10 protein-coding genes are annotated in these 14,052 nt (G+C 46.8%); 6 read left to right on the top strand and 4 right to left on the bottom strand.

The window, feature by feature from the left end; translation table 11 throughout:
• Positions 1 to 77: 77 nt before the first annotated feature.
• Complete coding sequence (locus tag J2Z66_RS25630; protein WP_209975580.1) at positions 78 to 359, bottom strand: hypothetical protein; 282 nt, start codon at positions 357 to 359, stop codon at positions 78 to 80.
• Positions 360 to 647: 288 nt separating this feature from the next.
• Positions 648 to 1,184, bottom strand: a complete 537-nt coding sequence (locus J2Z66_RS25625) for a DUF2179 domain-containing protein (protein ID WP_209975579.1) — start codon at positions 1,182 to 1,184, stop codon at positions 648 to 650.
• Positions 1,185 to 1,294: 110 nt separating this feature from the next.
• Here J2Z66_RS25625 and J2Z66_RS25620 point away from each other — a divergent pair, with 110 nt between their 5' ends.
• Positions 1,295 to 1,441, top strand: a complete 147-nt coding sequence (locus J2Z66_RS25620; protein WP_209975578.1) for a hypothetical protein — start codon at positions 1,295 to 1,297, stop codon at positions 1,439 to 1,441.
• Between the two features lie 214 nt (positions 1,442 to 1,655).
• Here the strand turns inward: J2Z66_RS25620 and pepT are convergent, their stop codons facing one another.
• Positions 1,656 to 2,891, bottom strand: a complete 1,236-nt coding sequence (gene pepT / locus J2Z66_RS25615) for a peptidase T (protein WP_209975577.1) — start codon at positions 2,889 to 2,891, stop codon at positions 1,656 to 1,658.
• A gap of 221 nt (positions 2,892 to 3,112) precedes the next feature.
• On the opposite strand from pepT, the gene J2Z66_RS25610 reads away from it, so the two are divergent.
• Both J2Z66_RS25610 and J2Z66_RS25605 read left to right on the top strand, forming a co-directional pair.
• On the top strand, positions 3,113 to 3,532 hold the full coding sequence (locus J2Z66_RS25610; RefSeq protein ID WP_209975576.1) for a hypothetical protein: 420 nt from the start codon (positions 3,113 to 3,115) through the stop codon (positions 3,530 to 3,532).
• A 14-nt stretch (positions 3,533 to 3,546) separates the two neighbouring features.
• Positions 3,547 to 8,577: a DUF4132 domain-containing protein gene (locus J2Z66_RS25605; protein WP_312894767.1), complete on the top strand. Its 5,031-nt coding sequence runs from the start codon at positions 3,547 to 3,549 to the stop codon at positions 8,575 to 8,577.
• A gap of 158 nt (positions 8,578 to 8,735) precedes the next feature.
• Here J2Z66_RS25605 and J2Z66_RS25600 read toward each other — a convergent pair whose 3' ends face one another.
• Complete coding sequence (locus tag J2Z66_RS25600; RefSeq protein ID WP_209975574.1) at positions 8,736 to 9,278, bottom strand: GNAT family N-acetyltransferase; 543 nt, start codon at positions 9,276 to 9,278, stop codon at positions 8,736 to 8,738.
• Positions 9,279 to 9,939: 661 nt separating this feature from the next.
• Here J2Z66_RS25600 and J2Z66_RS25595 point away from each other — a divergent pair.
• From J2Z66_RS25595 to trpB, 3 genes are all read left to right on the top strand, one after another.
• Positions 9,940 to 10,746, top strand: coding sequence for an HAD family hydrolase (locus tag J2Z66_RS25595; RefSeq protein ID WP_209975573.1), 807 nt, complete (start codon positions 9,940 to 9,942; stop codon positions 10,744 to 10,746).
• 41 nt (positions 10,747 to 10,787) lie between these two features.
• Entirely contained in the window at positions 10,788 to 11,897 is a 1,110-nt protein-coding gene (locus tag J2Z66_RS25590) for a bifunctional heptose 7-phosphate kinase/heptose 1-phosphate adenyltransferase (protein WP_209975572.1), read from the top strand.
• Positions 11,898 to 12,002: 105 nt separating this feature from the next.
• A complete protein-coding gene (trpB, locus tag J2Z66_RS25585) occupies positions 12,003 to 13,163 on the top strand; it encodes a tryptophan synthase subunit beta (protein WP_209975571.1) in 1,161 nt (386 codons plus the stop codon).
• The last annotated feature ends 889 nt before the right edge of the window (positions 13,164 to 14,052 follow it).

Genomic DNA, 14,052 nt, shown 5'->3' with positions numbered 1-14,052 from the left:
GCGATGGCGATGTACTCAGCCTTTCGGCTCTATTGCGGATTTAAAGGGAGATCGGGAAGATTATTTTACGTTACTATTTATTTTACTCGCTTTAATCTATCTATCTCTAATTCATGCTGGCCTAACTTCCCTGCTAAGAAGCCTATATCTTCCTTTGTTGCCGTTAGTTCTAGTTTATTATTAATAATTTCAAGCGTTGCTATTATATCTTCGTTAGCTTCAGTTTCGATTCTGTTCAGTTGTGTCCTTATGGCTGACAATTCAACGTCTATGTTATCGAACCTTGCATTCACTTCACTCTTAAGCGTCTCTTGGTTCTTTATAATAGATTCGAGCAAACTCTTTAATTCCTGCTCCATGATCAATGACCTCCTTGGACTGGATATTTATTTATTGTATCATAATTTTAGCTCAGAATGTCTATCCCTTTGACTCAGGGGGAAAGAGAATCCGGCCTATCCTCCCAATTGGACTTCTTGCGTTCTCGTAACGACATTTTTTATGAAAAGAAGCCAACCAAAGAAATAACTTCCATACCTTTTTAGCGATGAAAAACATCGTTATATAGCCGGCTTTACTGTAAATTCTTCACTTAGCGATGAAAAACATCGTTATCTGGACTCCACTTTGACGATAGGACTGAGTTTTCAGTCCCGCAACCTTTTTACCCAGAACCCGCCCTTGAAGTTTTTAGGCTCAGATGAGATGACAAATGCTTTCGGGGAAAGAACGCCAAGTTCTGCCAATAACTTTTTTTGGTGCATCCTTTTGGCCAGAATCTGAATGACGAGTCTTTGTCCGGACATGCCTTCTGCGGTCCATGAGGTTATGCCATATCCAAGCTTCCGCAATTTGCCGGGTAACTCCAATTCAACAGAATCCACAATAACTTGAAACATGAGGTAGCCTAGAGCCAGCTTTTCTTCAATTATACTTCCCAAGTAGACACCCAGTCCCCAGCCCAGACAATAAGCGGCAATATTCCACGGTTTATCCAGGCTGCTGAGCACAATGTTTAGCCCCATTAAATAAATAAAGACCTCTGCTACAGAGAGGAGGGAAGCTGTTGCTTTCATTCCTCTAATGACGAAAATCATACGCATGGTGAAGAAGGATACATAAACAATATTGATTAAAATGATGGTAGCAATCAGTGTTAGATTAATTTGAATAACCTCCCTCATAAAAAAACGACACAGCTCCCTATCTTCTTTATCTCCATTTTGCGCTGAGATAAACACCTTGCGGCTTCTGGAGCGGCGTGTTCGTTGAGGTGCAGAAGGAGGCAGGGCAGGTGAAGGCGGTGAAGACAGTAAAGACAAGTGAAGGCAAGTGGAGGGAGGTGAACTTGAAGGGCTGTGGGCTTCAGCCGCGGTTAAAGGAAGTCCCTAATGGACGCAGACGCACGAGAGGAAAAGCTGCCGCGCCAACTGCGTTATAACGATGTTTTTCATCGTAAAAACCCCGGGGGCTCTCCGAATTCTTGTTTTAACAATGAAAAACATCGTAAAATCCCTTTTAACAACCCAAAGCGGCTATCTGTCCTCTTTTAACGATGAAAATCATCATTAACGTGCCGTTTCTCCTGGAAACCCTTGCTTTAATGATTAAAAACATCGTTAAGTGAAAGGACATGTTCAACCAGCCAATCGACCTCAGTCTGCCTCCAGCTCCAGCAGGTTAATGATCCCGATGATTACCTTTACAGCCTTCACCATATTTTCTACGGAGATGTATTCGAATTTGCTGTGAAAGTTTTCTCCACCTGTAAAAATATTCGGTGTAGGAAGTCCCATATAAGAAAGCTGTGAACCGTCCGTACCGCCGCGAATAGGCTTAATGACCGGATCAATACCGAACATTTCCATGGAGCGGCGGGCGATTTCCACAATTTCTTTAACCGGCTCAATTTTATCCTTCATGTTGTAATACTGGTCCTTTATCTCAAGGATGATGCTGTCTTCTCCATAGATTTCTTTTAACTCATTTACGATGGTGTTTAGGTTTCTTATTTTAGCTGCAAACAGCTTTTGATCGAAATCGCGGATAATGTAGTGGAGCTTGGTTTCCTCTACATCGCCATGGATGGAAAGAAGATGGTAGAAGCCTTCATAACCTTCCGTATATTCGGGTGCTTCTTCCACTGGAAGCCTATGATGGATTTCCATCGCGATTTTGGCGGAGTTGATCATTTTGCCTTTGGCTGTCCCTGGATGTACATTGATGCCCTTGCAAGTAATTTTGGCCGAGGCTGCGATAAAGCTTTCATATTCCAGCTGGCCGAGAGGGCCACCGTCAACGGTATAAGCATAGGAGGCTCCAAATGCAGAGACATCAAATTTGTCGGGACCTCTTCCAATCTCTTCGTCCGGAGTGAAAGCGACTCTGACTTTGCCATGCTTAATTTCGGGATGACGGGCGAGATAGGCCATTGCCGTCATAATTTCCGTAATTCCAGCTTTGTTGTCGGCACCAAGCAGAGTCATTCCATCTGTGGTAATTAATGTGTGTCCTCTGTAGTTGTCTAGCTCCGGGAAGTCTTCGGGTGAAAGCACAATGCTCCTGGCTTCGTTCAACAAAATATCCCCGCCGTTATAATTGGTAACAATTTGGGGATTCACATTAGCGCCGCTAAATTCGGGGGCTGTGTCTAAATGAGCCAGAAATCCGATGGTGGGTACGTGCTTTTTGGTATTGGAAGGGAGCGTAGCCATCACGTAGCCATTTTTGTCGAGCGTTACATCATACATCCCGATAGCGGCTAGTTCCTCAGCCAAATCTCGCGCGAGCCTCATTTGCCCTGGCGTTGAGGGACAGGAATCGCTGTACTCGTTGGACTGCGTATCCACTCTGACATAATTGACAAAACGTTCAATAATTTCACCTTTCAACGTTGTTCAGCTCCTTCTAATTTTCCAATCTGTTTGCCTTTAGACCCCTTTGTGTTGTCCTTCTTTTGACCTATTCAAATGTATGATATCGTTCCGTTGCACGAGGTCAGCGGTTATCTATGTGTGGTATTATACTCCTATTCAGGAAAAAGTCGCATAAATTCCGTAAATTCCGTAAATCTTTTAGGCTTCTTTAAGCATTATTTTGGAGGTGAATGGTTATGAAAGTGTTTATTACGGTTAAGAGTCTGGGAAAGAAGAAAAATGACTTGAGCCGGATAGAATGGCAGCTGATAAGGACACCTGAAACACTTCGGGCCTTCATTACAGATATGGTGACAGAGAATGTTAAGAAATTCAATAGCCGTCAGACCGAAGTACCGCTAGTTCCCTATTTAACTGGCAGCGAGATTGAGCAGCAGGGCAGCGTGGGAAAGGTTGGCTTCGGTACGCTGTATAATGAGCAGCAGGCTGATTCGGCGGATGCCGTTCATACAGCTATTCTTGCTCACGAGGACGGGCTGTACAAAGTATTTATAAATGGAGAAGAAATAGATAGCTTGGATGAGCCGTTACTGTTGGAGGAGAGCGCTGACGTTGCTTTCATCCGATTTACAATGCTCGCAGGAAGATTATGGTAAGGGGAGGCAGATTAGTGGAGAGACTAGAGAGAGTAGAGAAAAAGCTTTACTTCCAAGATATGTTGGAAAGGGCGAAAGGGTTAGAGGTGGACAATTCACTTCGGCAAATAGCTGAATGGATTGTGGAAAATGCTGAAAAAGGTTATGTCGAGCACGGACTAAGGGATGAAATGGCAAGCTTGCTGGACACCATGTCGGGCGGAGAGCAGAGCAGCCTGTTCAATCCTTTATTAGCCATTGCGGAGCTGCTGCTGGATGAAGCCTATGCAGATGTTTTCCGCTATATGGTCCGGCATGCAGCAGAGTACCCATACAGCAGTGGTTACACCAGACGGCCGTTCCGTACTAAGGAATTAAGAGCACACACAGGAACTTTGATTGTCAAAATAAATTCGCTTGTATGTATGCAGTGGCTCTCTTTCTCAACACTTGATTATTTGACGAAGCCGGACTATTTCTCAAACAATGATTATCGGATCCCAACGGATGCCCTCCCAGACCTGATCGCTTACGAAATCGACCTAGGCAATGAACATGTTCTAAATGCCTTGAAAGATATCATCTATGGAGACAATAATACTGCTCTGCTGTCTGCACCTATGATTAAAGGAGCGTTCCTTAGTCACAATAAAGATGTCTACCGGATGATAGGAGAGCTATTGGTGGCTGCGCGGCTGCAAGAGGGTTTGCGGCAAAGTATTGTTGAACGTATGGACGAGGGCACACTGGACGCTATGATACATATGCTGCAGGTTATTGAGAGCCATAATCTAATCCGTTTTAGCTCCGTGGTCCGGGCACTTGACGTATGGACGGGCTTGGCGCTTGAAGCGGCAGATACCCGTGTGGCTAAGCAGTGCCTGGAACTTGCTGCGCAAGCTCTGGAGGATAAGGAGCTGCGTGAAGCTTGGCTGGACAGCAAGAATGTGAACGAAATTTTTATGAGTCTCTGGGCATATGCGGTTCATGAAGAGCAGGAGCTTTATGATAAAATCCGGCATTTGATGCAGCGGGGAGAAACCTACCAGAAAATCGTGGCTCAATACATGCTGGCGCAAAGCCAGAACAAAGAGGTATGCTTTCAGATTGCCCATGAATGGCTGGGGGAGAAGGATCCTGAGCTGCGTTATTGGATTCTTTACAACTATAGCTTCGATTATTCACAAACCTGGGACCAGGAAGACGGCAAGTTTACATTAAAACTTAAAGTGCCGCGCATAGCTGTGTTGGAGGATAAATCTGTAAGGAGACAGCAATTCGGGCTATTTGGGCAAATGTTTGCAGAGCTGGGGCAAAAGGAGCTGACGATGGCCTCCAAGGTTTTCGATTGGATCCATATCCGCTATTCCTCTGACATGATTGTCAGTAAGATGATGTACCTCACGGGTTATGATATGGATCATGAATGGATTGCGGAACTGATCGCGAGGAAAGAAGCGCTCGCTCCTGACCGGCGGGGCGATTTGCTTGTTCATTTCACGGGGGACCCTGCGAACCGGCTGCAGCGGGAATTTATTCTTGCAAGCCTTGGGGACAAAAGCTTGAGCAATCGCGAAAAAGCGCTCACCGAAGCTGCCAAGCTCGAATTAAGCGGCAGTGAATTGGAGGCTGTAGCGGCAATTCTGAAGCTTAAAACAGGCTCCTTGCGCCAAAGCGCGATTCAACTGCTGCTTAAGCAGCCTGCCGAGAAGCTGACCTCGGTGCTAGAGCTGCTGCTGCATAGCAGGAATGAGCTGCAGCGTATGGCAGCCTTGGAAATGCTGACTGAATTGAAAGAGGAAGCTTCATTCAATGAAATTTATCCTCTTCTGAAGGATCAAATTACCCAGATCGAAGCCCCCTCAGACAAAGAGCAGCTTCTGATTGCCAAGCTTGAACAGAGCGAGGCCTATAACGCAGCTAACGGGTTTGGATTATTCGATCCGAAGACCGGTACCGCAGAACTGACAGAAGTTCAGAAGGTGCCTCTGTCCGCGCTGCTTGAGGGGAAGAAAAGCTTCACGTTGTCCTTGCAGCGGGCTCAGGAATTCCTCACCGGATTATCTGAACTTATTCATGAACACCGTCATCATGAATACGAGGTGGAGGACTACTCCGGGGCGAAGCAGACTCTGCTTCTTGGAACCAATCTGACAACTTTGAAGTGGCGGTATGATCTTGCGGATGCTGATCAACCTGTTTTGGAGCGTTATCCGCTTGCAGAGGTATGGAAAGCTTATTTGGAGAAGAGTGGATTCAGCCCTGTAGAGCTGCTGCAGCTCGAATTTTACAAAAATGCGGATACTCTGTATGACTATTACTTCGGAGAATTGAGCAGCTGGGAGCAGACTTACTATAAGCCTCTGGAGGGCTGGAGAAAAGAATTTCTGGACAACTTGTACCCGATGAGCATGCTTAAGGGGGTTGAGGAATTTTACGAGGAGCTGCCTTATAGCTCTCAGGCGCAGTCGCTTGTCAAGGCTTACTTGGAGGATAACGACAAGCAGAGCCTGTTCAGCTTCGTGAACCCCGTGCTGAATCTGATCATTGGAGCGTTTCCTGAGGAGAATCTGGAAGAGGAGAATAAGCTGCTCGAGCTATTTGTACGCTTCTGGATCAGCTGGGAGCGCAAGGCGACATATGATGATGTATCCTTTAAAGCTTCCTTCCTCCTACATTACAAATTATATGGTATGCAGCAGTATGAGAGCACTAATCTGTCCTTAATTGACTTTTTACGGGCATACAAGCTTGGCTTCTTTACTGAGAATGATATGTTTAAGGAACTGCTGGCAAGGCCCTACAGCAACCATTATATCAGGCAGATGACCCATACGAATGGCCGTTTTGCTGAGGAGAATCCGGAAATCATACCTTTTCAGGAGAAGGCTCTGCAGCGTATTCTGGAGATCGAATTAAATCGCGGAGATCTTTCCACAGAAGTAACACGTCTGGCAACAAGCATTCAGTATATCGAGGGTATGGCCTATTTCATGGATATTCTCGCAGGGCTGGAGAAGGAAGCCTTCGTGCGGGGATTTATTTATAGCTATGGCAATGATTTGACGAAAAAAGAAATGTTCAGCCGTCTGCTCAGAGCCTGCCATCCGAAAAAAGAGGAGGACGCGGCATTACTAAAGCAGCTGCTGAAGGATAAAAAGATTTCAGAATTACGCTTGCTCGAAGCCGCGATGTATGCTCCGCAGTGGGTTGAGATCATCTCGCAATATTTGGGCTGGAGAGGCCTCCGGAGCGCAGCCTGGTATTTCCACGCCCATATCAATGAATCCTTTTCGGCTGAGAAAGAAACGATTGTTGCCCATTACTCGCCCATCTCGCCGCAGGATTTCACGGATGGAGCTTTCGATATTCACTGGTTTAAGGAAGCCTATCAAGAGCTTGGCGAAAAGAAGTTCCAAATGCTGTATCAATGCGCCAAATATATATCTGCCGGTTCGAATCACAGGCGCTCCCAGCTGTTTGCAGATGCTGTTCTTGGCAGACTGAAGCTGCAGGAGATGAAGGCCTCTGTAGCGGATAAGCGCAACAAGGATCATTTGTTAAGCTACAGCCTCATCCCTTTAAGTGAAGACGCAGCTGGGGATGTGCTGGAGAGATATACATTTATTCAGCAGTTCTTGAAGGAAAGCAAGACCTTTGGGGCTCAGCGGCGGGTAAGTGAAGCGAAGACAGCCAGCATTGCGCTGGACAACCTGGCGAGAAATGCCGGTTACGCAGATGTTATCCGGCTAACATGGGATATGGAAGGACGCAAGCTCGACGAGCTTCTTCATTACTTCGAGCCGATGGAGCTTGAGGACTTAACCGCGCAGCTGGTCATCGACGAAGATGGCAAGTCGGACATCCGCCTGTCCCGCAAGGGCAAGGAGCTGAAATCTATTCCTGCGGCATACAAGAAGCATGCGTATATCGAATCGCTCAGGAATACAAAAACTGAGCTTGCCGATCAATACAGGAGGGCTCGCGCGGAGCTTGAACGCTCTATGGAGTCGGGAAGCGTCTTTACCTTGCAGGAGATCAGCCGGCTGATGCAGAATCCTGTCCTGTCTCCGCTCGTTGGAGCGTTGGTGTTTGTCGCTCGGGGATTGGATCGTTTGGATGGACTGGATGGAAATGATGGGAATTATGTACAAGGTGGATCAGATGAGAACAGTGGACATACGCGGCACCTTGGATATTTCGAAGGTGGAGTGCTGCTCGGTATTGATGGACTCAAATATACAATAGCTGAGAGTGATTCACTGCTGATCGCGCATCCGCTTCATTTATATCAAAGTGGGCAGTGGAGTCAATACCAGAAGGATTTATTTGATAGACAAATCAAACAGCCGTTCAAGCAGATATTCAGGGAATTGTACCTGCCCAATGCCGACGAGCTGGCAAGCGGCACTTTATCCCGCAGATACGCAGGTCATCAGGTGCAGCCCCGGAAGACGGTCAGCCTGCTCAAGAACCGCTTCTGGACAGTTAGCTATGAGGAAGGACTGCAGAAGGTCTATTACAAAGAAAATGTAATTGCCAGCATCTACGCCCTGGCGGACTGGTTCTCCCCTTCGGATGTGGAAAGTCCGACCCTGGAAACTGTCCGGTTCTACGACAGGAACACCTACAAAAATCTGGCTATAGATCAAGTACCAAGTCTGATCTTCTCTGAAGTGATGCGCGACGTAGATCTGGTAGTCAGCACAGCTCATGTGGGCGGTGTAGATCCGGAAGCAAGTCTGACGACAATCGGGATGCGTACTGCAATTGTCCGCGAGTCGCTGCGGCTGCTGAAGATAGACAATGTCGTGTTGGAGGGCAACCATGCCCGTATTGCAGGTCAGCTGGGCGAGTATAGCGTCCATTTAGGCAGCGGCATGGTGTATAAGCAAGCTGTAGGAGCTTTAGCCATCCTTCCTGTTCACTCCCAGCATAGAGGCAAGCTGTTCTTGCCGTTTATGGATGAGGACCCGAAGACTGCCGAGATCTTATCCAAGATCGTCCTGTTGGCACAGGATACGAAGATCAAGGATCCACAAATTTTATCCCAGCTTCGGTCTTAAGCATGGCACAGTAGGTTAGTGATGTTTTTCATCACTAACCTATAAACAGCCAGTTTCAAAAAAGAAGCGGCTGTCTTAAACTAATGTACCTGTTTATTTAAGTATATTTCTTCAAAAACTTTAGGGGGAAAACGAGAGACTATTTCCCCTAAAGTTTGTTAACTGGATTGTTTTTTTAACCATTCTTTTTTTAGCAATGCGTATTGGAAAGTGTTTTCGTATTTAGGTGTTCCATCCTCGTATTTGGTAAATGAAATAAATTCAATAAAATAACCTTCTTTACGCATACCTAATCTATCACATAATTTTTGTGACCTGTAGTTATCATCCTCAACATATGAATAAAGCCTTCTTGCACCTAGTTGCATAAAGAGATACTTCAAAAAAGCCTTCACACTTTCATTTGCGTATCCCAAACCTTCAAATTGAGCATTGAAATTCCAACCAATGGAATAAGTATCTGGCTCTTCTTTTAAATAAAATAGTTCTCCGATTAGATAATCGCTGTCTTTTAAGCAGACTGCAACATAAGAGTCATCTTTGCTTCTTTTTTGAACTTTTAAGGCAGCTTCTTCTAACGTGGAAGTTCTTTCATCAAGAAAGCAGCTCACTCTTGGATTACCCAAATATTCCAACAGACCTTGAGAATCTGCCTCGGAAAAATTTCTTAATATCAATCGATGGGTTTCAATTTTTTGCATTAGTAATCTCCTAATTCAAATTTACCGACTTATTTCTTTGAACAGATTATAACATACCGTGGCAAAAGGCTACATACAAACCAATAAAAAAGCGGGAACCCCCAAAAGATTATCCATAGATGGTCTATGGTTCGCAGAGATCTTTAGAATTTCATCATGAAGGCTTACGGACATCACGGGCGCTATTTGTGGCAAAATGACATGATTTGAAATGCTTACGGACATAGAAGCCGTTATTGAGGTTGTTTTCTCCTGTTTGAGCCCGATTCAGGGCAAATAAGGGACCTGATGTCCGTATGTTTTCGAAATGACGTCATTTCGGTGAAATAAGGGATCTCATGTCCGTAACCTCCCTAAAGTCAGCTTCAGCTTCATCATCGGACTCTGGCTAGACACGTATCTGTTATATCTCTCTTTTATCGCTCTTTTATATTGCTCTATTTTTTCGTCAAGCGCCTATTTTTGACTTTGATCCAGAATTAGAGTGACTTTTTCTATTTACAAGGACTGGAGTGTCCTTTACAATGGAGTCATACCGATTAAATTTAATGAATAAGTTAATTCATCATATTTTTTTGTGGAATTAACTTTTTCATTAAGTAAAAATGCTCAAAGCGATAGCTAGTGAGAGTAAACGAAGATTACGGGAGGAACGATATTTATGGCAGCGGAAGGTAATGCAGCGGTAAAGGTTAAGGTTGCTTTGTTTGATTTTGATGGGACGATATCGACTTTGCGCGCGGGTTGGGAAGAAGTAATGGCGCCGATGATGATGCAGGCAATAGCTGGTGATGCTGTTCTTTCGGCTGGAGAGAAGGCGGAGCTTGAGCGGGAGATTGCTGCATACATTGATCAGTCCACAGGTATTCAAACGATTTATCAGATGGAATGGCTGGTGGGCAAGGTTCGTGAAAAAGGCTGGAATGATAAGGTGCTTGATGGATGGGGCTACAAAGCGGAGTACAATGAGCTTCTGCTTTTGAAAGTGAAGGAACGGATAAGTCTTTTGGAGAAAGGGGAGCTTCAAGCGGAGCATTATATTATGGCTGGAGCGGTGGCCTTTTTGCAGCAGTTGGCGGCAAAGGGAATCGACATGTACGTGGCCAGTGGAACGGACCATCCCGATGTGGTTAAAGAGGCAGAGGTTTTGGGTGTGGCGAGCTACTTTAAAGAGATCGTGGGTGCGCCTCCGGGGCGTGCTGAATGTTCGAAGGAGAAGGTTATTGGAGATTTGATCGCGTCGAGAGGATTTTCCGGAAGTGAGCTGGTTGTCATTGGTGATGGGAAGGTGGAAATTCGGCTGGCAAAGGAAAATGGCGGATTGGCGCTAGGTTTGGCCAGTGACGAAGAGCGGCGTGAAGGGATCAATCCTGTGAAGGAGAAAAGGCTTGCTGAAGCTGGGGCTGACTGGATCGCGGGCGATTTCCTGGATCAGGCCGATTGGCTGCGGAGACTGGGATTCGAATGATTAGTGCCGGGAATAGATCTGGAAAAGGAGGAGACTTATATATGCCAATTAAAGGGGCTGCAGACTCTGGCTATATGAAACCGGGAGCTGCTCTTCCGGATGAGCTGTTGCAGAGGGGGGTTACCCTTGTAGAAGAGCTGCCGCGGGATGCGGCTGAGCGCTTGCTGCAAGGGATTTCCCGTCTGAAAGCGGGCGTGATAGGAGACGCGTGTCTGGACGCTTATTGGCATGCAGATATGACACGCAGTGAGCTATCTCGTGAAACCCCGCATTTCTCGCTGCCAGTCATCCGGGAACACTATTCGCCTGGAGCGGCGGGTAACGTTGCTGCCAACCTGCGTGCGCTAGGCTGTGCGGAAGTCCGGATTTGTTCCGTTATCGGGGAGGATTGGCGCGGACATATGCTGCGTCAAAGCTTTGCGAAGCTTGGAATTAACGATTCACATCTGCTTACAGCAGACAACTGGGTGACTCCGGCTTATTGCAAGCCGTTTCGTCATGGCTGGCAGCAAGTGCAACAGGAAGATCCGCGACTGGATTTTAACAATCATACTCCGATGAGGGCGGAGACGATTTCCCTGCTGATCGCTCAATTGGACCAAATGGCAGAGCAGGTGGATATTATCGCCGTAACGGATCAACTGGCATGCGGAGTCATTGTCCCTGTTGTTCGCGACCGGCTCAGCGAGTGGGCGGCGCGCGGCAAAACGATTGTCGTGGACAGCCGCAATCGAATCGGCAATTTCTCCGGAGTCATCGTCAAACCGAATGAAATCGAAGCGCAGCAGTGGGTGAAGCCAGCAGGCGATCCAACAGGCGGCTCTTGGGCCGAATGGTTGGAGTCAGCACGCAAGCTTTCACTAACTGTGGGAGCTCCATGCTGTCTCACGCTCGGGGGAAACGGTTCCCTCTGGGTTGAGGGGGAGCACTGTTTCTGGGCGCCAAGCCGCAGGGCTGAGCCTCCGCTCGATATTGTCGGGGCCGGTGACTGCTTTGCAGCCGGATTGGCCTGTGCCCTCGGAGCGGGCAGCAGCGGAGCAGAAGCAATGGCCTTCGCACACATCGGTGCTTCTATCGTAGTGCGCAAAATCGGGATGACTGGAACGGCAGCACCCGCAGAAATAATGAATACGTTCATGCGTGACGCTTAACTTGGGAAAGAATCTCCGAATTGTTTTGACAGAGTATCTCCTCATTTTATAAGATGAATAGAAGCATCATTATTCTAATTATTCTAAAGTGGGGAGCTGCGTACGATGAGTGAAGAGTTGCAAGAAGGTTATTTTGGTGAGTTCGGAGGAAGCTTCGTACCACCTGATCTTCAAGAAGTGTTGAATTACTTGAGCGCTCAATTTTATAAATACAAGGACGATGCCGAATTTATTGAGGAATTCCATTATTATCTGCGCGAGTATGTGGGCCGGGAAAATCCGCTGACTTTTGCTGAAAGGCTGACAGATGCTTGGGGCGGAGCTAAAATATATTTAAAAAGAGAAGATTTAAACCATACTGGAGCTCACAAGATTAATAACGTTATCGGTCAGATTCTGCTGGCTAAACGCATGGGAGCCAAAAGGGTGATTGCCGAAACGGGAGCCGGCCAGCACGGGGTGGCTACTGCAACGGCCTGCGCCATGTTTAATATGGACTGCTTTATCTATATGGGTGCAGAGGATATGCAGCGCCAATCATTGAATGTTTTCCGGATGGAGCTGCTTGGGGCGAAGGTTGTGCCGGTTACGAAAGGGCAGGCTCGCCTGAAGGATGCGGTTGATGAGGCATTAGGAGATCTTGTTCAAAATTATAAGAACACCTTCTATTTGCTCGGCTCGGCAGTAGGTCCCCATCCGTTCCCGACAATGGTCAAGCATTTCCAGTCCGTTGTCAGCGAGGAATCCAAGCGCCAAATTCTGGAGAAGGAAGGAAAACTGCCTGATGCTGTTTTGGCCTGTGTAGGCGGAGGCAGCAATGCGATAGGCGCTTTCGCTCATTATTTGGACGAGCCCTCAGTCCGCTTAATCGGCGTCGAGCCTGATAAGGCCCCTACTTTGACAGAAGGTGTGCCAGGAACGATTCACGGATTTAAATGTTTGGTGCTGCTCGATGAGGAGGGTAATCCCAAGCCAACGTATTCGATTGCAGCCGGACTGGACTATCCGGGTATTGGACCAGAGCACAGCCATCTGAAAGTTTCCGGCCGTGCCGATTACGTGACGGTAACGAATGAAGAGGTGCTGGCAGCATTCCAGGAGCTGTCCCATACCGAGGGCATCATTCCCGCGCTTGAAAGCGCGCATGCGCTTGCTTATGCGAAGAAGCTGGCTCCGACGATGGGCAAAGAGCAGATTATTATCGTCAATTTGTCCGGGCGCGGGGATAAAGACGTTGAACAAGTTTTTGAAATGTTGAAAAAATAAAGAAGTTAAATACGGACATATCCCTCATACGCAAAAATAATGGATAGAGTGATCAGAAGGATAACTTCTGCTGCTCTATCCATTTTTTTGTGGTTTTTATTAAAGTATAAGTTTTGGGGTGATGCCTAGAGTGAAAGGGATCAGTCGTATGGTGCAGCTTTATAGTGATGAAGTGTTCGGTGGGACTTGTTCATCGACCAAGAGAATCAGAAAGGAAGCACAGATTTCCCTATCGCCACTATCCCTCTCCCTCAGGAAAGTAAATTCTACTGGCAGTCCGTTATCCATTTGATCGTGGCAGGTTCGGCACTTTTTGGCTGAGCGGGAAGGGATCAGGGGAGGATGCACGTTAGTAGCAGCCCGCCCTCCGCTGAAATGAGGCGTACGCCATTTAACGATGTTTTTCATCGTTAAAAAAAGAATTCCAGGTCAATCCGTTACGTTAACGATGATTTTCATCGTTAAAAGAGTGCGGATGGCCTCTCAGGGGGGTTAGAAGGGTTTTTAACGATGTTTTTCATCGTTAAAGCAAGGATGTGGAGAGGAACTGATGCTTTTAACGATGAAAATAAATCGTTAAAGCATGAGCTTCTCTCAGCTGTGCGGGTTCTTCATCTACAGCTCCATCACCCGCTAGGAAATCTCCTCTAACTAAGAGAAGGACCCTTGCTGGCTGTCCGTTTGAGCTTGGTGTTCGTGCGATTGTAGGTAAAGAGAGGGAATGGCTGTGGGCGGAAGAGCGGTAGCGTCCGATTTGTTCCTACCTCCTCATGTATACCATTCAAGGGAACAAATCTTTAACAGCGGCTGGAACCCACAGCCATTTCCTCCGCAACGCACCCAAGTCACGAACACGCTGATCAAAGGATGCCGCAAACTTTTTTCTAAT

It is taken from the genome of Paenibacillus eucommiae (assembly GCF_017874215.1).
GTDB lineage: Bacteria > Bacillota > Bacilli > Paenibacillales > NBRC-103111 > Paenibacillus_AI > Paenibacillus_AI eucommiae.
Note: the sequence above shows the minus strand (reverse complement) of the source record. Positions and strands in the feature narration are given on the sequence as shown.

What these genes read in the sequence shown, in the direction of transcription:
- J2Z66_RS25595 (WP_209975573.1), top strand. Translation starts at nt 9,940, where the DNA reads ATGGCAGCGGAAGGTAATGCAGCGGTAAAGGTTAAGGTTGCTTTGTTT.
- J2Z66_RS25630 (WP_209975580.1), bottom strand. Translation starts at nt 359, where the DNA reads ATGGAGCAGGAATTAAAGAGTTTGCTCGAATCTATTATAAAGAACCAA.
- J2Z66_RS25625 (WP_209975579.1), bottom strand. Translation starts at nt 1,184, where the DNA reads ATGAGGGAGGTTATTCAAATTAATCTAACACTGATTGCTACCATCATT.
- J2Z66_RS25600 (WP_209975574.1), bottom strand. Translation starts at nt 9,278, where the DNA reads ATGCAAAAAATTGAAACCCATCGATTGATATTAAGAAATTTTTCCGAG.
- trpB (WP_209975571.1), top strand. Translation starts at nt 12,003, where the DNA reads ATGAGTGAAGAGTTGCAAGAAGGTTATTTTGGTGAGTTCGGAGGAAGC.
- J2Z66_RS25590 (WP_209975572.1), top strand. Translation starts at nt 10,788, where the DNA reads ATGCCAATTAAAGGGGCTGCAGACTCTGGCTATATGAAACCGGGAGCT.
- J2Z66_RS25610 (WP_209975576.1), top strand. Translation starts at nt 3,113, where the DNA reads ATGAAAGTGTTTATTACGGTTAAGAGTCTGGGAAAGAAGAAAAATGAC.